This is a genomic window from Brucella sp. GW823-FHT04E01, assembly GCF_058796175.1.
Window position 1 is genome coordinate 377,473 of sequence record NZ_JBXAIK010000002.1, and the last position, 22,121, is coordinate 399,593.

Below are 22,121 nucleotides of genomic sequence, written 5' to 3' on the forward strand. Positions count from 1 at the left end.
CAGGGTCCGTGTCGCACGACGGAGCCGGATCCCTGTCTTGCTGCCCGCTGGGGTGTGCTGGTTCCGCTAGAGCCGCTTTCGCCTGCGCTCGATTGCAACAGCGGATGCCAACGACACCGCAGCTGCAAACACCACGTAGACGCATACCCAAAAAGGATCGTTGTTATTGATGGACATCAGGTAAGTGGCGATCATAGGTGTCAGACCGGAAGCGATGATGCCCGAGAACTGATAGACGAAGGATATCCCAGTATATCTGACAGTCGGATCAAACAGGTCTGCAAACAGGGCAGCTTCCGGTCCGTAGCACATGGGATAGATAATGCCGAACGGCAGTACGATGCCCAGAACGATCAGCACGGGAACGCCTGTCGACATGAGCCAGAACGCCGGGAAGACGCTCAAACCCAGCAGGAGAGATCCCCATGCATAGGTAACAGGTCGTCCGACCCGGTCGGACAGGCGTCCAAACAGGGGAATGAATACGATCATGACCACGGCGGCGGCGCAGACTGTCCATAATGCTGCCGTCCGATCGAGTCCGGCAAAACGGGTCAGGTACAGGATCGAGAAAACGGCAAAGATGTTGAAGAAGACGCCGTCAATGTAACGGGCACCCATGCCGAGAATGACGTTACCCGGATAGCGCTTGATCATGGTGGTGAAAGGCAGACCTGGATCCCGACCGCGAGACGCAGCCTTGGCTTTTTGAAACTCGGGGCTTTCCTGAATGTTGGACCTGATCCATGTCCCCAGAAAGACAAGAACGATTGATCCAATAAAGGCAGCACGCCAGCCCCATATCATGAACTGTTCGTCGGGCAGAAGTGACAGGAGCGCCATGACACCTGACGACAGGAATAGGCCCAGAGACAGGCCGATCTGCGGCAGGGAAGCGTAGAAGCCACGCTTGTCCTTGGGCGCATATTCATAAGCCATCAGCACCGCACCGCCCCATTCACCTCCAATGCCAATGCCTTGGAGGATGCGAAGGAACAAAAGCGTCACGGGTGCCATCAGGCCGATAGTTTGATAGCCGGGCAAAAGACCGATGGCGACGGTAGCTCCGCCCATCATCAGCAAGCTGATGATCAACATCGCCTTGCGCCCTATCCGGTCGCCGAAATGTCCGAAAACGAGGCCGCCCATAGGTCGGGCGACAAAGCCTACCGCAAAAGTCGCATAGGCCAGCATAATGGAGACAGTTTCGTTATCCGATGGAAAGTAGAGGTGGTTGAAGACGATGCCCGCCACCACACCATAAAGAAAAAAGTCATACCACTCGATGGTGGAGCCGATCAGACTGGCAAAGACGACTTTCCTAACATCATTCGCCTGGCTGCCGCTCCTCACAGCGTCCACTGTTGTATCCGACATGACGCCCTCCTGCGTTTTGACGGTTATGGCCCGATCCACACTCCTCCTGTGGATCGCAGTGTCGTTACCCTTGTTTCAAAATGCACGAGAGTCAATAATTTTTTGAGACAGTTTGTCTCGAAAAATATCAACTTATTGAATTCACCGGGTATAAATTCGCTTGGTTACGTCTCCGGGCTGGGTTAAACCACTAGGAAACCTCAGTGTGACGTAGTGTTTTCATGAAGAATGAACCCAATAATCTGATTGCCAGCCCAAGTATAAGGAACCTGCAGATTCTTGAGTTGCTGGGGCGTCAGAGACGCGCAATGACCCCTGCTGAAATCATTGAAGAACTCAAACTGCCCAAACCGACAGTTCACCGTCTGCTCGCCTATCTGGAGGAGCAGGGCTTTCTCACCAAGAACATTGATGGGAAGAGCTATCTGCCCGGTGCACGCTTCCGCGAAATGGCAATCGGTGCGATGCACGCTTCACTGAGTAGTCTTCCGAGCAGAAATGTTCTGATCTGGCTCAATCAGCAGATCGGCGAAACCTGCAACCTCGCGGTTCCGGACAATGATGCGATGATTTATGTCGATCGCGTGGAAACACAGTGGCCGTTGCGTATAGCGCTTCATATTGGTTCGCGTGTGCCGCTCCATGCCACTGCGTCAGGGAAAGTCACACTCAGCTTGCTTCCGGAAGAGGAGTTCGAACGCTATCTCCTCACCGGAGACAAGCAGTCCTTCACCAAAAAAACCATTGTCGATACAACGATGCTTCGCGTGGAAATCGAGCGTGCAAGGGTGCGTGGGTTTGCAACGGATCAGGAAGAGCTCGTTGACGGCATGATTGCTGTTGCAGTGCCTGTCATGGATGCGCGGCACAATTTTTGCGCCACCTTGTCGTTCCACGCACCGACCCAGCGGCTATCTCTGGAACAGGGGCTTGCCCATCTTGATGACTTGCGACTAGCAGCAGAAAAGCTCGGCAAGTTTATCTGAATACCGCCCAAATGCTAACCTGTCATCATTGACAGAACGTTTGCAACACGTCCATGCTTCACGCATTAGAGCAGTAAGGTCCGCTTGGAACGCAAGCAATTGAGAGTACTGCTGGTTCGCTGCCGCATCCTCTAACACTAAACGCGTCTGGCGTGGCCCGGCAAGCACGGCGCACGATTGCCAGCAGGGAAAGCCGAACCAAATGGCTGCATTTTTTTGACTTCTGCGTACCGGGTCAGGAATGCCCAACAGGGATCTGGTTCAACAGTGCGAACAAAATGGCCGAGAGGATTGCGGCAGCAGGAACCGTTACCACCCAGGCGGCTGCAATCGTGAGCGCGTGAGAGCGGCGAACCAGCTTTCGACGGCGGCGCTCCTCAACCGGAATGGAATCCAATGGCAGGGCTTGGCGCGCTTTCTTCAATCGTCGTTCCGTGTCCCATTCGCGGAAGAACCCAACGCCAAAGATCGAGCCTATGGCTATATGGGTCGAACTGACCGGTAATCCCAACCAGCTGGCCAGAATGACAGTGATTGCGGCTGACAATGACACGCAATAAGCCCGCATCGGGTTCAGCTTGGTGATCTGGTTGCCAACCATTCGAATGAGCTTGGGGCCAAACAGGCACAAGCCTAAAGAAATGCCACATGCACCGATCAGCATAACCCAGAGCGGAATCACGACGCCGTGGTTCAACGCCTCGGTTTGCGATGTCTGGACAATTGCCGCGAGCGGTCCCACAGCATTCGCCACGTCATTTGCGCCATGGGCAAAACTCAGCAAAGCCGCCGACACAACCAGAGGAATGCTGAACAGGATCTTGAGTGACTTGTTGCGGTTTTCGAGCCCATATGACTGGCGGTGAATGACCGGGATCAAGATCAACCAGCTTCCAACACCAACAGCCAATCCAAAGATCAGAGCTACCTCAGTCGACACATCGATCAACTGTTTCAGCCCTTTCATGATCAGATATGTCGCAAAGGTTCCCGCCATGAGGCCAACAAGGATCGGGACCCACAAACGAGCAGCAGCAATCTTATCCACGCGATAGATAATACGGGATTTGATCAACCAGAGAAAACCAGCAGCTATGATCGCACCCAGCACAGGCGAAATAACCCAGCTTGCCGCAATAGCCGCCATTTGAGACCAGTTCACTGCTCCGAACCCAGCTGCGACAATGCCGGCGCCCACGACACCGCCGACAACCGCATGCGTGGTTGAAACAGGAGCGCCGATCCATGTCGCAAGGTTGACCCAAAGCGCCGAGGCGAGCAACGCTGCCATCATTGCCCAGATGAACATGATCGGTGTTGCAAGTGTGTCTGGCGCAATTATGCCGGTAGCGACCGTCGATACAACATCGGCTCCTGCGATGAGTGCGCCAGCACTTTCAAACACCGCGGCAATCGCAATCGCACCACCCATGCTCAGCGCATTGGCACCGACGGCCGGTCCCATATTGTTAGCCACGTCGTTGGCGCCGATGTTCAAAGCCATGTAGGCGCCAAAAACGGTCGCGGCCACAACAATAAGCATCTGAGTGGTCTGGTCCAGCAACATGGCAGCGACGAGCCCGGCCAGCATGATGAATACAAGAGCAATGCCTGGAGCCACGAGCGGACGTGAGACGTAACTCGTTGCTGTTTCCAGCTGAACGAAGCGGCTCAAGTCCCGGTCCAGTGTCTCCAGATGCCGAGCTTCGAGATCTTCGTGTGCCATGATTTACTCTTGATTTCTAACGCAGCGCACCCGGCCAAAGCGGACGCTTGGGAATGATCCAGTTCAGGAACTTGACCGGTGTTTAAATGCGGCCGTTTTGAAAAGTCAATGGTTTGAGGTTGAGACGATCAATATGGAGCGCTGTTCTGCTGGCTTTGAGGGAACCTTAATCTGATGCACGATCCGACAACGGAATAAAGCTCTGTGTCAATTAAGTCGGCTTATTTGCTGAGATAACGCCCCGGTGCAAGGAAATTTTTTGACAGCTATTGATACTGGTTCGGACATAATGAGCTGGTGACAGTTCTGCGCTTGTGTCACGTGAATTTTCTAGCCGAGATTATTGCAGAGGCGGTGTGGCTGTATTTCCGGTTTCCGTTGAGCATTCGCATGGTCGAAGTTATGCTGGCTTCCAGCGGGACCTTTGTCACTCACAAGACAGCGCACGAATGCGCTGAAAAGTTCAGACGAGACTATGCCAATACCATCCGTTGCCGTACACCGCGCCTTGGTGAGTCCAGAAATACCAAGATACCAGGGCCGCCAATACTCATTTCAGGAGTTGCTATAACGCTTGTCATTCGATGTCGACGCACATCAGAGCGTGGAGTTTCACCTAGATTGCCCTCCATCCAGTCATTCATGACTACCATAGATTCAGCTGCGAATCTGGACCGGCAATCAAACATCTCGGTCCGCGTGGGTAGCTGGCTGAAGAGAATAATACGACGCCAGGACTCCAACCTACGATATTTCCATGGCGGCCACTGCTACAGCAAGTAGACGTCAAAAAGCCATCCGACGGTGATCTTCGCACGGACGGCGCTGATAAAACTCAATCTGTACTGACAAGTGGCTGGCACATGCAAACTGGAAAGCAAGGTTTCGTTGTTCTATTTGTCGGCGTTAACGCTCGCGATCAAAGGGGCCATAAATATAGCTCTCGCAGAGCGATATCACCTGCAACGCAACTTCAACTTCATCCCATCCGGAAGCAACAGCTTTACTCATAAGATTCCTAACGGATAGATCAAGTGCCTGGGCACATTGTCTGCCATAGTCGGAGTTGCCTGATTTTACCTTCGGTCGTTCGATTGGAAAGGGCATCGGCTGAATTATATCCCACAGTTTAATCGGCAAAAGCGGTGAGCGGAGCGATCTTAGTTTCCATTGAACTAGATACATACTTTCGCCAATTGGGGTTGATCGTGAGGGCGCCTTTTCGCGAATTTTTTGCGCAAATGACGTGATATTTTCTCACGATCATTATCACGCATGACCTTGTGAATGCAGCGAGCGCTGAAAAACTCTTTCAGTCTCAGCCTCTGGAATGTGTCTTTACCTGTCGCTTTCATGAATACCCTCGTGGCGACACGATTAATTTCCCCATTAGTTGGAGGGTCTTACGCCGCCGGTGCATGCGATAGTGTTCTTCGGAATTGCCCCACGATAGCTTATGCAGAAGCCGAATCCATCAATTTTCAGGTCGATCCCTTTACCATACTTTGGTAGGTAGCAGGAGCGGTGTAAAACTCTAGCCAAAAGTAGACTATCCGAGCATTGCTGCCATTTAAATACGACACCTGCCGTATAGCATTGCGTTTGAGTGAAGCTTAATGCTCCCTCATCGGGCCAGGGGGAGAAGCCGTCATGTTGTCGATGAACTTATGGATACCTTTTGCGGTCGCTACGCTAACGTTTGCTTGCATGCCAGGACCCGCAATACTTTACATGACCGCGCAGACCCTTGCGTATGGTCGTAATGCGGGCCTAATGGCTGTACTCGGCGTTCATCTAGGATGTTACGTGCATATCGTGGGTGCCACGATCGGCCTTGCATCGTTGATGGAACATGCACCGCGGGTCTATATGATTATAAGATTTATCGGCGCCGCATATCTGATCTGGTTGGGAGCCGCCATTTTCTTCGAGTGGAGTAAGAAAGATCAATCCACCAGCCCGACATCAAAAACGTTTCGCGACAGCATTGTAGTTGAAGTTCTCAACCCGAAGACGGCACTTTTCTTCCTCACCTTCCTACCGCAATTTGTACAACCCACAGCCGAAATTCCACTCTGGCTCCAGTTCCTTGTGCTGGGGATGATAGTGAACCTGATTTTCTCAACTGCCGATGTTGTGGCAGTCGCTATTGCTTCATTTGCCTTGGAGCGACTTCGCCACAACAAGGCTGGTTGGTTGGTGCCAAAGGCGTGTGGTACGATACTTGTAGCGTTGGGTGCGTCCCTCGCCAGCTATCACATTTAGCAGAGACAAATGGCGGTTTCTGCGGCAGACAAGGCGACGCTGTATTAAAGTGGCACTGAAGAAGTCAGAAGAACTCCGGTTTGCATCATGCCGGTCATCCCGATTGGGATGAGGATCAGCGGCTGGAGGAATGGTAGATGGTCTGCACGGGATTGATGGTTTGGTAAAAGAACAGAGGAGTTGAAAATCTCACGCTCTCATGAGCAATATCAATCAATGTTTGGGTGACGGTCGGCCAATTTTTCACGCTGCGCAGATAGCTGAGCGATCTTCGCCTGGAGCGTGGCGATCTCCACGTCGATATCCTCAATACGTTCTTCAATAATATCGTAGGATTCTTGTAGTAAAACTTGGGCTTCTGCTGGGTTAGAAGCATTCGGCGTATCACCCCGTAGTGGCTGGTTGGCGGTCTCGGGCAAGAATACGCTGGTGACGATGCCGATTACTGCTGCGCCCATCAGATAATATGCTGGCATGAGTAAATTATTGCTGCTTGCGACCAGCCATGCTGCCAACGTCGGAGTGAGCCCGGCAGCTATTATAGCTATATTGAAGGAGCTCGCCAGGGCGCTGTATCGAATTCGGGCGGGGAATAGAGCAGGTAGGGTTGCCGCCATCACTCCGATCATACAGTTGAGCGCGATTGCCAGGAGCAGCAGCCCGAGGAAGATCTGGGCAGTTTCGTTGCTGGCGATCATCAGAAAGGCGGGAATAGCAACTACGAACAGGGCGATACTGCCAATCAGAATGAAAGGCCGTCTCCCAATGCGGTCGCTAGTGAAGCCGATGAGTGGCTGCACGAAAAGCATGCCGATCATCACTGCGATGATAATCATCACGCCATGATTTTCTGAGTAACCCAAATTACTGGATAGATAGGTCGGCATATAAGTAAGGAGCATGTAATAAGTGATATTGGTCACCAGAACCATGCCTATACAGACGAGCAAGGACCTGCGATACTTGGTGAATATCTCGGTAAATGGCACCGTAGGCCGCTCTTGCAGTGCTGATTTGTCTTCCTGCTCCAAGCGTTCCAATTGCTGGGTAAAAGCCGGGGTTTCTTCGGCAGCATGGCGCAGATAAAGGCCGATAAGTCCAAGCGGCGCCGCAACCAGAAAGGGTACACGCCAACCCCAGCTCAAAAATGCTGCTTCGGACAAGAAGGTCTGTAAAAGAACCACAAAACCCGCACCGAGAACGAAGCCTGCAATAGAACCGAAATCGAGCCAGCTGCCCAATACACCACGCTGGCGGTCAGGTGCATACTCCGCCACAAAAATAGCCGCGCCTGTATACTCCCCGCCTACGGAAAACCCCTGTGCCAGTTTACACAATAATAGCAGTATAGGAGCAAGTATACCAATGCTGTTGTAGCCGGGTATCAGCCCGATACAGAATGTGCTTGCTGCCATGATGATTATAGTGAGCGACAATACTTTTTGTCGGCCAAAGCGATCACCCATGATGCCGAAAAACAGTCCACCGAGTGGACGTATAAGAAAAGGCACCGAGAAAGTCGCGAGCGCTGCAATGGTTTGAATTGCAGGAGAGACTTCAGGAAAAAAGACTTTGCCCAGTGCGAAAGCCACAAAACCATAAACGCCGAAGTCGAACCATTCCATGGTGTTACCTAAGGCAGCGGCCGTGACAGCTTTCTTCAACTTCGATTGATCGACGATTGTGATGTCATCGATTGTCAATGGGGAGGCTTGATTTGTCATATTCAGGTCTCACGGCCGGGGAGTCCAACAGTATCAGTATTTAACACATTTTCCTAACATCAAGCATAAGACTAGAACAGTTGGTTATGTATTCTCGGTGATTGGTGCGCAACGCCCGATGCCGTGCAGAACCAATATGTATTGTCCGGCCTGAACAGGTCAGCAGCACTCAAGCAAGTCAACCGTTAAACACGGAAGTCCATTGCTCATGTCGGCGGTATCGTCGCACTGACTGATACGGTTCACCGCAACTGCTACCAATGTCTAGTCAATTGCCGGCTATTTTCTTGCATGTGAAGTTGGTCTGGCTGCCTTGTCCGGCTGTGGGGCATGCTTCGTTTGGCTGCTGCCGAGGGAAAGGCATTGCCGCCGGGGCTATCATAGTCACTATCGCTGGTGGTTTGCTTTTGGCTTTCCATTATTTGCAGCAGTTTTGACCATCATATTGTTGATGCTGACAAAGCCGTCATTTTAATAGAATGCCACCTTAATAGTGATTGCAGTCTTGCCCTAGCTACCGTTGTCACGGATCAAATTGATCGAGCTGTTCTTTGTTCTTGGCCTTACGTCGAAAGGATCGACCAGGCTCCCTTCGTTCTTCTCGTCCTTCCAAAGAATGCTGCGGCTCTTCAATCTGGTGTTCTCTGGTGCTACTCAAAAACGGACTGGATTCGTCGGTCTGTTTCATCGGAGACCGTATTGATCCGGTGTTCGCTTATCAGTTCGCTGATTATCGCCAGAAAGCGCTTCAGTGTCGGTGACATGTCACCGGCGCGATAGGTAGCATATAAAGGGATTTCCGGTGGCGACGGATGAATTGGTTTGAAAACCACTTCCGGCTGCGCCAGCTGTCGCATGCTGGCGGGCAACAGGGCGACGCCAATATTGGCGCCGACAAGGCTCAGAAGCGATTGCACCTCTACGACCTGCTGGCGAATTGTCGGCGTGAACCCTGCTTTGACACAACACTGATAGAGGAAATCTGCAAATCTCGATTGATGCAGGCCGAACATGACGAACGGCTGATCTTTCAGTTGCATCAAGGAGACGCTGTTCTGGCTGGCGAGAGGATGCGATCTTGGCATGGCTACCATGAGAGCTTCCTTCATGATGATTTCCCGGTGCAGGCCGTCCTGATGCGGCGGCATGCGAAAAAGACAAACATCGATGCGACGCTCAAGCAGTCCCTGTATCTGGAGCGCTGGCGTTAATTCATGGAGCTGCCAGTCGACATCCGGATAACGGCTGGTGAAGATATCGAGCGCTCTGGGAATGATGCCGACCAGCGAAGAACTGATTACGCCAATGTCCAGTCGACCGATGGAGCCTGCTGCTGTCATACGGGTCGTGACAACAGCTTTTTCCAACTGCTGGAAGATCAGCGGAACCTGCTCTTTCAAAGCCATTCCCGCTGCAGTCAGTTCGACATTGTGATGGCTGCGTTTGAACAGCACGACGTCGAGACGGTCCTCCAGTTGTCTGATCTGCTGACTGAGAGGAGGCTGCGACATATTCAAACGGACTGCGGCGCGACCGAAATGGAGCTCTTCCGCGACGACCAGGAAATAACGCAGTGTTCGCAGATCGAACGGTTTCAGATGATTGTAAGCCATATCGAAAACCTCTCGCCAACCGGAACAAACAACACTGTACGTCTCAAAGGGGGAGGGGCGATAGTCCTTGAAAATACGAAACTCTGTTGCCGGACGCGGCTTGATTTCACTGCCGTCTTGCGTTTATGAGACCCATGTCAGGCGTGGGGATGAAGATCTGGGAGATCTTCAAGGGATGCTGACCGGTAAATTCCTTGCCCGTTCAACAAGGCCAGCGGCTTCCCATTTTCGAGGTTTACGTGTTCGATATCATTCTTATCTTCGCTGTTCTCAGCGCAACCATGCTGTTTGACTGGACCAAACAGTCTCCAAACTGATCGCCTGCGGCGGCCACCTTCCCAGAAGAGCTACAGCCGGCCTCAGGGTCGGCTTTTTATTGTGATTTGCTTTCCTGATGGGCGTTTCTGAGCTTCGGCGCCGGATTCGACCATATCGAAATCGTCTCACCATGCGCTGAAAGCGATATTGTACGTCTTACCATCAATGCGGCGATAGTGGGCAGTGACGAAAATCACTGCTGTCGAAATATAAGCCTGCCGTCGCCTGGCGAACGGTTGCCGCACCAAAGGGGGACGCAGTTGGTTTTCTCGAGGATCGGTCCTTCACGACCGGGAAAAGGAGACCAATCAATGATCATCGATACCAGTTGCTATCCGACCAATCTGGTCGATCTGGCCTGGCAGCATGATGGCGATCCGTTCAGCGGCGAGCGCCTGATTCAAATGATGGACGGCCCTTATACGATCAACGGCAAACCACGTCGCATCGACAAGGCGTTCATCCAGCCGCCGCAGGGCAACACCATCTATACGTGGACAGATGGGGAGCTAGACGGGCGTCAGTCCATCGATGCCTATATGGCCTATACGCTTGAAATGGTTCAAAAATACCCGGACCGGTTCATTGGCTGCTTCGTCTATAATCCGCGTTGCGGCGTGCAGAACGGGGTCGAGGCCATTGAGCGCTATGTGAAGGAACATGGTTTCCGCATGATCCAACTGCAAGCCAATATGCATGCATATCGGCCTGACCGTGCCAAGGACTGGCTGCGCCCAGCGCTCGACAAATGCCGGGAACTGGGTGTGCTCGTCAAGCTGCATACCGGTGATGGCCCCTACAGTATTCCGACGGAGTGGATTCCGCTTATCAAGGAATATCCGGACATCAATTTCATCATGGCGCACTTCGGTGTGCAGACCGGAGGGGTCTACTGTTTCGAGCCTTTCCAATGGGCAATGGAATATCCGAACGTGTTCTGTGAAAGCAGCTGGTGTCTGCAGTCGCGTATCGTTGAATTTGCCAAGGATTTGCCGACGCACAAGATCCTTTACGGTTCAGACACGCCGCCTAACGAACCAGGCATGTGGCTGAATCTGCTCGAAGTGCTTTGCCATGAACCGCCGCAAGGGATGAATCTCGACGAGGACACGCTTGAGGATTACCTCGGCAACAATCTCGCCCGAATGTTGGGCATGGAGCCAACTCCTCCGCCCGCCACCTATCAGAATGCAGTCGCAGAACTTGAACGTCATGGCATCGAAAACAAGCACTACCTGGCGACCCTTGCGTAGTTCAGCGGAGAATCCACATGATTATCGATACCCATCTGCATCCAACCAATCTTGTCGATGAGGCCTGGCGTCATACCGGTGAGCCGTTTACCGGCGAACGCATGCTGAAGCTCATGGACGGTCCGTATATGATCAACGGCAAGCCGCGCCGGATCGATATGGGCTTCATTCAGCCGCCGCCCGGAAACACGGGCTACCGTGATGGTAACCGCCGCGGACGCGACGGCATTCGTGACTACATGTCCTATGTCGCCGAGCTTTGCCAAAAATATCCGGACCGCTTCATCGGCAACTTCAACTACAATCCTCGGTGGGGTCCGGAAAACGGCGCTGCGGAACTGGAATTCCATGTCAAGGAATATGGCTTCAAGATGCTGAAGCTGCATTCCAACATGCATGGCTATCGCCCGGACCGCGCACTGGAATGGTTGCGGCCTGCCATGAAGAAATGTGCGGAGCTGGGCGTCGTCGTGCTTATCCATACGGGTGACGGCCCCTATTCGATCCCGACGCAGTTCTATCCCATCATTCGCGAATTTCCGATGGTCAACTTCATCATCGGCCATTTCGGGATACAGACGGGCGGCAACTATTCGTTCGAAGCGTTCTGGATGGCGATGGACACGCCGAATGTCTATTGCGAATCCGGCTGGTGCTTCCAGTCGCGCATCGTGGAGTTTGCAAAGCAGTTGCCGCCGAACAAGATCGTATTCGGTACGGATTCGCCACCGAACAATCCGGGTATGTGGTTGCGCGAGCTGGAGGTTCTGTGTTCGCCGGAGCCGCAGGGTATGAACCTCAGCGAAGATATTCTTGAAGACTATCTGGGCAACAACATAGCCCGTCTCATCGGTATCGAACCCACCAAGCCTCCCAAGGATCTGGCGGAAGCGGAGAAGCGTCTCAAGGCCACCTACGTCTGAGGCGCTGTGCGGGGTGTGCATGCGCACCCCGCACATTTCAGGAAATGACATCGGGAGGAGTCATGAACGGGCTGCATTCAGTCACCAAGACGGGAACACAGGATTTTCAGAGTTTCGCGAACGTCTACCGGCAACTTTATCCCGATGACGTCGTTCATATCCGCGAACCTCTGCAGGACGGCCGCGATGTTACCGCACTGGTGGCGACGCTGGCTGAAAAGGGCAGGACACCGATGCTGGTCTGCGATCAGGTTCCGGGCAGCGAGGTGCCGCTGGTCACGAATGTGTTTGCATCGCGCGAAAGGATCGCCCGCATTTTCGGAACGCGTATTTCCGAGCTGCATGGCGAGTACCAGAAACGCGCCAATGCTCTGATCGAGCCTGAATATGTCGCCGACGGCCCGGTGATGGAACAGGTCGACGAAAGCAAGGACGTCGATCTCGACAAACTTCCGATGATCCGGCATTTCGAGAGTGATCGCGGCCCCTATATCACAAATGCGATCATTGTTGCGAGTGATCCTGAAACCGGCATTGCCAATCTCAGTTATCACAGGTCGATGCGGCACTCCCAGTCGACACTGGCAACGAGCCTGCACTCACGCGGGCATCTATGGCGCATGTATCAGACGGCGCGTGAAACCGGTCGGCCGCTGCCGGTGGCGATGGTGGTTGGGGCGCATCCGCTTTTCATGCTGGCTGCTTCCGCGCGGTTGCCATTCGGTGCAGATGAGCGTGCTGTTGCCGGCGGACTGATGCGCGAGCCGTTGCGTCTGGTCAGAACACCACGCTACGCTATCGGTGTTCCGGCGGCGGCAGAATATGTGCTGGAGGGGTATCTTGATCCCCATGCACATGTCGAGGAAGGACCATTTGGCGAGTTCTCTGGCTATTCTTCGGATCGGTCGACCAATACGCTGTTTCACGTAACGGCTGTCATGCGTCGTCGGACGCCTTGGCTGGTCGATGTCGTGGGCGGTGCGACGGACGAGCATCTCAACCTTGCCCGCCTGCCGCGGGAAGCTGAAATGTTCGAGAAGCTGAAAGCGCGGTTCCCCTCGGTAACGAGGCTGCACTATCCCACCTCCGGAACGCATTTTCACTGCTATGTCGCGTTGAAGCAAAGTCGGCCCGGCGAAGCGCGCCAGGTGATGCTGGGCCTTCTCGGCTGGGACCCCTATCTGAAAACGGTCATAGCCGTCGACGACGATATAGACGTCACGCAGGACAGTCAGGTGTTGTGGGCAATGGCCACACATTTCCAACCGCATCGTGATCTTTTCACGATTGACGGTCTGCCCGGCAGTCCGCTCGATCCATCGTCAAGTTCTGACGGTACGACGTCGCGGCTGGCGCTCGATGCGACGCGAAGCCCTGATTTTCATGGCATTCGTGCCGTGATTGGCGACGATGCGCTCAGGCGTGCGCGCGATCTTCTGGGCGGTCTGACCGGAATAAGACCAACGGGAACACCGTCATGAACGCCGTCTCTCCACGACCACACGACTACCGCCCGCGCATGGTGGTTGGGATCAGCGGTGCGTCAGGCTTCGTCTACGGCTTTCGCCTTCTCGAAATCCTGCAGCAACTCCAGATAGAAACGCATGTTGTGGTGAGCCGGTCGGCGCTTCTGACCATGACCCACGAGACCGACTACAAACTCGCTGATATTCGCGAGCAGGCAAGCTATTTCTACAAATCCGACGATATGGCTGCCAGCATTTCGAGCGGGTCCTTCAGAACCATGGGTATGGTCGTGGTGCCGTGCTCGATGAAAACGCTTGCGGAAATTGCACATGGCCTGTCGGGGAGCCTGATCAGCCGGGCAGCCGATGTCACGTTGAAGGAGCGGCGAAAGCTGGTGCTGCTGGCCCGCGAGACGCCGCTGACGCAGACTCATATCGCCAACATGCTGACCGTCACCCAGATGGGCGCCATCGTGACGCCCCCTGTTCCCGCCTTTTATGCCAGACCCGCAAGCATCGCGGAGATGGTCGATCACACCGTTGGTCGGGTTCTGGATCTTTTCGATCTGGAGACGGGTGGCGTGCGGCGATGGCTCAAAATGCCCTGACAACGATAATCCAAGGGAGAAGAACGATGTTGAAGACAGTCAAGGACAAGATTCCGGTCACCGTGCTTACCGGCTTTCTCGGCTCCGGCAAGACAACGTTGCTGAACTACATTCTGAAGGAAAATCACGGCATGAAGATCGCTGTGATCGAGAACGAGTTCGGGGAAATCGGCATTGATGGCGATCTGGTCGTCGGCAGTACGGAAGAAATCTTCGAAATGACCAATGGCTGCGTCTGTTGTGTGGCCGAGGCACGTGACGATCTTCTGCGGGTTATACGCCAGCTTCTGGCAAGACCGGAACGTCTCGATCATATCATTATCGAGACGAGCGGACTTGCCGATCCTTATCCGGTGGCCCAGACTTTCTTCCTCGATGATCCGATCCGCAATGAAACCAATCTCGACGGAGTCATAACGCTGGTCGACGTCAAACATATTCGCCAGCATCTGGACGATATCCATCTGGATGGCATCGACAATCAGGCGGTCGATCAGATCGTCTGTGCAGACCGTATCGTGCTCAACAAGGTGGACCTGGCACAGGACGCAGATATTGCCGATGTAAGCAGACGCATCCGCCAGCTGAACGAAACTGCGGATATCGTGCTGTCGAGCTATGCGCAGATCGATCTCACCAAGATCCTGGGACTGGCGGCCTTCGATCGCAATCGCAAGATGGCTGCCGAGATCGATTTCGACTGGCACGTGCACAATCATAATCACCATAGTGATGGGCACGTTCATGACCACGAGGATCACGGTCATGAACACGCATGGCTCGGGGATGCCAGCCATACCCATGACACGTCGGTCACGTCCGTCGGTATCGAATTTCCGGGCAATATGGACCCGCAGAAAATTTCGCGATGGGTGCAGGAACTCAAGCGACAGAACAACGAGAATCTGTTTCGAATGAAAGGCATCTTTTCCGTTCAGGACGATGACTATTGCTATGTCCTGCACGGCGTCCACAACGAGATCGAATTCCGCCCCAATCATCCATGGGCAGGGGATGAACGCTCGAACAAGATGATCTTCATCGGGCGCAATCTCGACCGGGCTTCGTTGCAGGCCCGCATAGAAGCATGTCGGGCATAATAACCCGCAATCGACCGGCTTCGGAGCCGGGAGTTTATCTGCTGCATCGCTTGATGCGGGGATAATTTCCGAAGCCGGTTTGATGGAACAGGCAATGAAAACGTCAAGACAAGACGTCACGAAAGGAACGGCCACAAGTCGTTGGAAATTGACTCAATAAGGGGAACAACGATGACATCTGCAATACATCCAGTCGATGAAATATTACCTGCCAAGAAAACACTCACTCTGGCGCTGCAGCACGTTGCGGTGTCCTATGTGGGATCGGTTGCGGTGCCGCTGATTATCGCTAATGCGCTCGGCTTCAGTTCCGAGGAAACTATCCTCCTGATCAGTGCCACCTTCTTCTGTTCAGGTATTGCGACGCTACTGCAAACCATAGGATTCTGGCGTTTCGGCGTCCGTCTTCCGATCATGAACGGGGTCGCCTTTTCCAGTGTCTCGGCCATCATCGCCATCGGCTCCATGCCGGGGGTGGGGATAGCGGGCATTTGCGGTGCCGTGATTGCAGGCGGTATCTTCATCATGCTGATCGCACCGGTTACCGGGCATCTGCGTCGCTTCTTTCCGCCCGTCGTCACGGGCTGCATCGTCACCGCCATCGGCGTGCAGCTTCTGCCGGAAGCCTATCAGTGGGCAGGCGGCGGACGCGGCCAGTCCGATTTTGGCGATCCCGCTTTTCTGGGCGTGGCGTTGCTGGTGTTAATCGTAATCCTTGCCTTCAATCGGTTTGGATCGCCGCTCCTGAAAAACCTGGCTGTGCTTTTCGGTATGGGTGCGGGCGCTCTGGTCGCCTTTCTTCTGGGGATGGGCAATCTCAACGCGGTCGGGGCCGCTCCATGGATGACCGTGCCGACGCCGTTCCATTTCGGACTGCCGACTTTTGCCGTCCTGCCATTTATGACGATTGTGATCGTGATGATCGTCCAGACAGTGGAATCCATGGGGCTGTTCATTTCGATCGGTGAGATTGTCGACAAGGATGTAACGCCTGAACAGGTTGCCGATGGTGTGCGCGCCAACGGCCTTGCTAGTGCAGTTGCGGGCATCTTCGCGGGCTTTCCCTTCATTGCTCACATGGAGAATGTCGGCCTCGTCATTCTAAGCGGTGTACGCAGCCGCTGGGTTGTGGCGCTTTGCGGTTTCATGCTGTGCGTCATCGCCTTCTTTCCTAAGTTTGGTGCAGTCCTTGCGGCGGTGCCTGCACCGGCACTCGGAGGCGCAGCGGTGGCGATGTTCGGCATTGTCGCTGCGGCTGGCATCCAGTCGCTGTCCAAGGTCGATTACGCGAATAATCAGTACAATATCCTGATCGTCGCGTTGACGCTGGCCATCGCTTTCATTCCGATCATGTCACCCAATCTATTCCAGCAACTGCCGGACTGGACGCAGTCCATCCTGCATTCGAGCGTTGTGGTGGCTTGCGTGGTTTCCGTTACGCTAAATCTCGTCCTCAACGGATTGGGCAACAGTAACCAGGCCCATGAAAGCCATCATGACGGTCATCTGGCCGAGGCGAAGTCCCAGACCAACGGTAGTTGAGCATAATCATCTGCGGCGCCGGGCAGAAAGCCCGGCCTGCACACCAGAGGTTCGCACCCGCCCGCTATAGAAGCTGTGGAATACAGGCCTGCGGGGCGGACCCGTTTTAACTTTTCAACTCCATTCAGATAGTGAGGTTCACGATGGATAATCTGTTCCAGCAATCCAACGCGCCGTGCCGCCGCCTTGTCCGGGGAGGTGTGGTTGCTGTCGGCGCCCGCGATGTCCGACAGGCCGACATGTTGATTTCCGAAAAGGGCGTCATCCTGGATATTGCGTCCGACATCGAGCTTGAAGACGACATGCAGCTCATCGATGCGGAAGGCTGCATTGTTTCGCCGGGTCTGGTGGATATGCACCAGCATCTCGACAAAACAGGCGTACTGCGTTTCGCGCCCAACCCGTCGGGCACTTTGCAGGGCGCGCGTGACGCTTTCGCAAAATATGCACGGCAGGCCCCGCCCGACGATATTTTCAAGCGGGCATCCAGAACCATCGAGCGTTGTCTCAGCCGAGGCACCACGGCTATCCGCAGCCATGTGAATGTGGACAAGGATGCGGGCTTCAACGGTATAGAGGCGCTAGCGAAACTACGATCGGACTGGGCCGACCGGGTGAAGCTGCAGCTCGTGGCTTTCATGATCCCGCATCCTGGGCAGGATCTGGACTGGCTGGAGGCCAACATCGATCGCGCGGTCGCGCTGGCCGATGCCGTTGGGGGCACGCCCGCAGTGGCGGAAGACCCGGAGCGTTATCTCGATATCCTGTTCTCCGCTGCGGCGCGCCATGGCCGTCCGATCGACCTGCATCTCGATGAACATCTCAACCCGCAACGCCCGCTTTTTAATGCTGTTTTCGAGCGGGTCCGCCGCTATGGTCTGGAGGCGCGCTCCGTGCTAAGCCATGCTTCGGTTCTGAGTGCTATGGACCGGCCTGATTTCGAAGCGATCCTGGAGCAGATCATCGCGCTGAAGCTCGGTGTTGTCACGCTGCCTGCGGCCAATCTTTATCTACAGGCGCGCGATTGCGACAAGCTGCCGCCACGCGGACTGACGCGGGTGGCCGAGATCGTGCGGGCCGGTGTGCCTATTGCCACTGCTTCCGACAATATCGAAGACCCTTTCGTTCCGACCGGCTCCGGTGACATGCTGGAAATCGCACGATGGACCCTGCTTGCAGGTCATCTCAAGGGCGACGAACTTGCTACCGCCTACGCGATGATTACGGCAATCCCTGCAAAACTCATGGGGCTTAAGGAATATGGCTTGCATCGGGGCGCATGGGCTGATTTTTTTCTCGCCAAAGCCGAAAGCATCGAAGGCTTGGTGGCTGGCGGAACAACGCATTTACGAGTTTTCTCCAATGGAACGCTTGTATCGGAGACACAGATCGCCACGAGGACCCGGGCGAAGACGCAATCCGTCGTGCGTGAACCGGCCTGAAACGTCGCACGCGCCGGGCAATCGCTTGATTTGGAGGAGGACTTGCCATCATTCCCATGAGACGGCAGATGGACCGCGACGGCAGTAGAACAGATTACTCCAAATAGATTATCATACTCACTGCCCGCCATGGCGCTGCGCGTGAAGCCGAGAGCATTCCCTGAAGCATCAAGAATGCGCAAATAAACGCCACGACGGTAGTCGTTATCTGATTATCGCGTAATGAAGCCCGGAGTGTTCTCTTCATTCTTTCTTGTCACAGGCTCGACATAGTGTCACTGCGGCTGAAGCTAGCGAGGAGACGCTTTCTTTAGGATGAACCAGGCACAGTGAAGGCGACCAACAGAGCGGATCGTGCCATATTTCTGCTTGACTGTGAATGGGCTCAAAAGGGCCGCGCCAGCTTTCTGGGTCGCTACCTACAGCCGCGTGTCCAGCGGAGAGGGTCGTCAGGCTGGCAAGCCCGCCTGCTTCGAAATATGCAGTCTGGAACTTTACAATTCCGATATGCCCTCAACAGTATACAGAATGAAGTTGACGTACCGAATTATCCAGCGCCCTTATTCTCGCTCGAAGAGTTGTGGGGCATCAGATGGGGAGGGTTCAATGCCTACGTCAGCATTCGACACTGAGATATTTCATCTGGATGGATTTTGAGAACAAGGTGCGATTAACGCAACTCGGTATCCGAAAAACCGGCAGCAGACCATTTGTTATGTCAAGCCGAATATGGTCCATACCCGAAAGCTTTCAAAGAAAAAGACAAACTTTCTCCCCCAGATCCTACCGCAAAAAATCTAGAACTGGCTTATAAAGAGCGGAGAGTTGGTTCACGAAGTCCTTTATTTGACTGGAGATTCTCATGATAAAGCTTATCACGCTTACCTCGATGGCCGTCACCTTGCTCTCCTCAACGGTTTTGGCTTCAAGCTCAGAATCCATTGACGCAATTACTTTGTCTTCTGGTGGCGTGGCAGAAATATCCAGAAAGCCTACAGTTTCCAACGATGGAATTGTCGAGATTGAAGTTCCTCTCAATCAGGTCGATGATGTACTCAAAAGCCTTGTCCTCAAAGGTGGAAAGGGTGCGATAATCAGCATTTCTCTCGCTGGCCCAAATCTGCTGGAGGAGACTTTCAGACAGCTTCCATTTTCACCGTCGAGCCTTTCGTCAATGTCTGCCTTCTTGTCTTCGATACCAGGAACGTCAGTTACGGTTTCGAGTGCAGGAAAAACCGTCAAGGGTAAAATCCTCGGCGTTGAAACATTGAATAAATCCGACGGTGAAAACTTTCACGTGCTGAGCGTATTTGATCAGGATGGGCATACTCAAACCATCAAAATTGGAGAAGACACCTCTTTAAGTATCGATGACGCTGAGATGAAGCTAAAGCTCACAAATGCTGCAACAGCCTTGGGGCGCGCGAGCAACGATAGTGCTCGTGTCATTCGTATTACTGTCCGCGATCTTTCAGCCTTGGATTCCCGTCTGGCTTATGTCGTTGCAGCGCCTATCTGGAAAACAGCTTATCGGATATTAACGGAGCCAGATGGCAAAGCCCGACTTCAGGCCTGGGCTGTTGTTGAAAATGCGAGCGGCGAAGATTGGAAAGACGTCAAGTTGACGCTTACTTCTGCTGATCCCGTTACCCTAAAGCAACGTCTGCACCATATCTATTGGAAGGATAGGGCTGAGGTAATTGTAGACACGGCGACCAATAATGTTGTTGAGGCGGATACCGGAAATCTGGCGAATAGAGTGAGGTCGCGCCCCACCGCGAGCGAGAAGGCCGCACTCTTTGAAAGTGATGAACAAGCGGGAGAGGCGGTACACGCGCCTGCGCCGGTCATTAGCGGCTATGGGGGTGGTTCTATGGCGGTAAATCCGAGCGGTGAGATTGCTGCGGTCTCCGAGAATGACACCAGTGCAATTTTTGAGCTTCCAGGCACATTTAGTCTGATCAATGGTGATAGCTTGTCTGTGCCTATTGCTGATGCGCAAATTGAAGCGGAAATGATCTCAATCTATCGAAACGGTAGCAGCAATATTCATCCAGTTGCCGCGATAATGCTGAAGAATTCAACAGGCTACAGCCTGCCAAGCGGTATCCTGACCGTTTACGACAGTGGTGCCGGCTACGTTGGTGATGCCCGGCTATTGAACCTTCCAAAGGGGGATACGAGAATTGCTGCTTTCGCGACAGATCGTAAGGTAGCTATAACGCAGGAGCAGGAACCAACGAGACAGATTACCGATATCAAAGTGGTGGATGGCATCGTTCGTATTTCTGAAAAATTGCGTGAAACCATTACCTATCGTATATCGGGCGCTCTCGATGCTGACAGGGCCATTATTATTGAACACCCTATTCGTGTAGGCTGGTCGTTTTCCTCTCAAGCTGACGATGGCAAGACAGTTTCCCACCACCGGTTGAAAGCTTTAGTCAAAGCCGGGGAAGAGCAATCGGTTGTAGCTGTTGATGAACGTATACGCAGCGAAAGTTTCGGGCTCATTGATGTCGATCCGACTGCACTTTTAAGTTGGTCTTCCTCGGCAACTGATAAGGATATTGCAGAAAAGTTCAGCCAGCTTGCAAAAGTACGGCAGCAACAAATCGACAAGCAGCTCGAACTTCAAAGATCTGATGAGAAACTTCAGTATCTCCAAGGTGAGCAGAGTCGTCTTCGCGACAATATCGCGGCTGTGCCAGAGAATAGCGACCTGAAAGCCAAATATCTAACGATGCTAGAGGAAAGTGAGAGGGCTATCTCAGAAATGTCGAAAGCCAGTGAAGCGAGTAAAGTAGACCTCGATCGCTTTGCCAAAGAGCTCAAACAGCAGATACGGGATTTCTAGAACGGGAAACGTGACTGTCCCATCTCTCGAATGTTCATTTCATGGACACCAGTTTATCGGGCGTCCATGAAATGGTTGAAGTGAGTTACTCTGATTAAAATGTGGGCTTATTCTGACGGACAATCAATGGATTTGACGGCTGCTTGAGGTGCTCTGTTACGTTTTAGGCGGTCAGGGAGCCATCCACTTTGTGGAGCACGTCTTCAAGCGGGACAAGTCCTTTCATGGCACCCCTGCCGATGGCCGGCTTGCCGTTTTCAATCGCCAATGCAAAGCGAAACGCGGCGTCAACCTCGAGGCGTTGGCGCAACTGCAGAATGCGTGGAAAATGTCGCGGTTCGATTGCCTGGTGGAAATCCGCCCATCGCGCTACCCCTACAAACATAGCGTCCGCTAACGTCGGCTTGTCTCCCAACAGATAGTCGGTATCGCCGATCATCGCTTCTAGCTGTTCGTGGCGCGTGGCAATGAAGTTGCGGCCGAATTTGCGCAGCGTTTGCTTTTCTTCTTCGGTGGAGTCCTCCGCTTCCAGCGCGACCCACATTGGAGAGAATGCTCCGGTGAAGCCCGTATTGAGGAAGGCGATGTATTGATGCATGCGGTCAGCCTCCGGCGTACCAGGCTCGAAGCTAATCAGGCGCTCGGTATCGCGCGCTTCAAGCCAGAGGGCGATCGCCATCGTCTCGGTGAGAACGCGGCCTTCAGAGGTGACTAGCACCGGCGTTTCCACCCTGCCGTTCAGGCGTTTATAGGCTTCAGTGCGCATTTGCCCAAGCATGTCCACGCGGGTAATGCGATAGGGCTGGCCAAGCCATTCAAAGGCAGTGACGAGCCCCGCCGAACTGCCAAGCGGGAAGCCTGAGGTGAGGATCGGTTCGAATATCGGTTTCATGAGAATGTCTCCGTAGAATTGATGCGTTG

At 53.7% G+C, this 22,121-nt stretch carries 16 protein-coding genes and 1 pseudogene; 12 read left to right on the forward strand and 5 right to left on the reverse strand.

Annotated elements, in window-relative coordinates; genetic code table 11:
* Positions 1-66 precede the first annotated feature (66 nt).
* Positions 67-1,377 carry an MFS transporter gene (locus AC1RHM_RS07190; RefSeq protein WP_051129071.1) on the reverse strand — a complete coding sequence of 437 codons (1,311 nt, stop codon included), beginning with the start codon at positions 1,375-1,377 and terminating at the stop codon, positions 67-69.
* Between the two features lie 221 nt (positions 1,378-1,598).
* Between AC1RHM_RS07190 and AC1RHM_RS07195 the strand changes: the two genes are divergently transcribed.
* Complete coding sequence (locus AC1RHM_RS07195) at positions 1,599-2,363, forward strand: IclR family transcriptional regulator (RefSeq protein WP_029376148.1); 765 nt, start codon at positions 1,599-1,601, stop codon at positions 2,361-2,363.
* Between the two features lie 235 nt (positions 2,364-2,598).
* On the opposite strand, the gene AC1RHM_RS07200 is transcribed toward AC1RHM_RS07195, so the two are convergent.
* Positions 2,599-4,089, reverse strand: coding sequence for an inorganic phosphate transporter (locus AC1RHM_RS07200; protein WP_492332503.1), 1,491 nt, complete (start codon positions 4,087-4,089; stop codon positions 2,599-2,601).
* Positions 4,090-4,383: 294 nt separating this feature from the next.
* Between AC1RHM_RS07200 and AC1RHM_RS07205 the strand changes: the two are divergent.
* Together AC1RHM_RS07205 and AC1RHM_RS07210 are read left to right on the forward strand one after the other, a co-directional pair.
* Positions 4,384-4,605 (forward strand): annotated as a pseudogene (locus AC1RHM_RS07205) (IS6 family transposase); the annotation flags it as partial.
* A gap of 1,134 nt (positions 4,606-5,739) precedes the next feature.
* On the forward strand, positions 5,740-6,354 hold the full coding sequence (locus AC1RHM_RS07210) for a LysE family translocator (RefSeq protein ID WP_492332504.1): 615 nt from the start codon (positions 5,740-5,742) through the stop codon (positions 6,352-6,354).
* Between the two features lie 209 nt (positions 6,355-6,563).
* Here the strand turns inward: AC1RHM_RS07210 and proP are convergent, their stop codons facing one another.
* Entirely contained in the window at positions 6,564-8,078 is a 1,515-nt protein-coding gene (proP, locus tag AC1RHM_RS07215; protein ID WP_010660441.1) for a glycine betaine/L-proline transporter ProP, read from the reverse strand.
* A 313-nt stretch (positions 8,079-8,391) separates the two neighbouring features.
* Between proP and AC1RHM_RS07220 the strand changes: the two genes are divergently transcribed.
* On the forward strand, positions 8,392-8,553 hold the full coding sequence (locus AC1RHM_RS07220; protein WP_226622774.1) for a DUF2269 family protein: 162 nt from the start codon (positions 8,392-8,394) through the stop codon (positions 8,551-8,553).
* A gap of 175 nt (positions 8,554-8,728) precedes the next feature.
* Here AC1RHM_RS07220 and AC1RHM_RS07225 read toward each other — a convergent pair whose 3' ends face one another.
* Positions 8,729-9,691: a LysR substrate-binding domain-containing protein gene (locus AC1RHM_RS07225; RefSeq protein WP_122241733.1), complete on the reverse strand. Its 963-nt coding sequence runs from the start codon at positions 9,689-9,691 to the stop codon at positions 8,729-8,731.
* A 629-nt stretch (positions 9,692-10,320) separates the two neighbouring features.
* Here AC1RHM_RS07225 and AC1RHM_RS07230 point away from each other — a divergent pair.
* From AC1RHM_RS07230 to AC1RHM_RS07265, 8 genes are all read left to right on the forward strand, one after another.
* Positions 10,321-11,262: an amidohydrolase family protein gene (locus AC1RHM_RS07230; RefSeq protein WP_010660439.1), complete on the forward strand. Its 942-nt coding sequence runs from the start codon at positions 10,321-10,323 to the stop codon at positions 11,260-11,262.
* Positions 11,263-11,279: 17 nt separating this feature from the next.
* Entirely contained in the window at positions 11,280-12,185 is a 906-nt protein-coding gene (locus AC1RHM_RS07235; protein WP_010660438.1) for an amidohydrolase family protein, read from the forward strand.
* 62 nt (positions 12,186-12,247) lie between these two features.
* Positions 12,248-13,666, forward strand: a complete 1,419-nt coding sequence (locus AC1RHM_RS07240) for a UbiD family decarboxylase (protein ID WP_151612459.1) — start codon at positions 12,248-12,250, stop codon at positions 13,664-13,666.
* Complete coding sequence (locus tag AC1RHM_RS07245; RefSeq protein ID WP_051129070.1) at positions 13,663-14,259, forward strand: UbiX family flavin prenyltransferase; 597 nt, start codon at positions 13,663-13,665, stop codon at positions 14,257-14,259. The genes AC1RHM_RS07240 and AC1RHM_RS07245 overlap by 4 nt, the downstream gene beginning before the upstream one ends.
* A 26-nt stretch (positions 14,260-14,285) precedes the next feature.
* A complete protein-coding gene (locus AC1RHM_RS07250; RefSeq protein WP_036577799.1) occupies positions 14,286-15,359 on the forward strand; it encodes a CobW family GTP-binding protein in 1,074 nt (357 codons plus the stop codon).
* Positions 15,360-15,530: 171 nt separating this feature from the next.
* Positions 15,531-16,901 carry a nucleobase:cation symporter-2 family protein gene (locus AC1RHM_RS07255; protein WP_010660434.1) on the forward strand — a complete coding sequence of 457 codons (1,371 nt, stop codon included), beginning with the start codon at positions 15,531-15,533 and terminating at the stop codon, positions 16,899-16,901.
* A 143-nt stretch (positions 16,902-17,044) separates the two neighbouring features.
* A complete protein-coding gene (locus AC1RHM_RS07260) occupies positions 17,045-18,343 on the forward strand; it encodes an amidohydrolase family protein (protein ID WP_122241737.1) in 1,299 nt (432 codons plus the stop codon).
* A gap of 862 nt (positions 18,344-19,205) precedes the next feature.
* A complete protein-coding gene (locus AC1RHM_RS07265) occupies positions 19,206-21,200 on the forward strand; it encodes a DUF4139 domain-containing protein (RefSeq protein WP_151612461.1) in 1,995 nt (664 codons plus the stop codon).
* 163 nt (positions 21,201-21,363) lie between these two features.
* Here AC1RHM_RS07265 and AC1RHM_RS07270 read toward each other — a convergent pair whose 3' ends face one another.
* The gene (locus AC1RHM_RS07270) at positions 21,364-22,092 is read right to left on the reverse strand and encodes a glutathione S-transferase family protein (RefSeq protein WP_151612463.1); all 729 of its coding nucleotides are present in this window, start codon (positions 22,090-22,092) and stop codon (positions 21,364-21,366) included.
* Between the last annotated feature and the right edge of the window lie 29 nt (positions 22,093-22,121).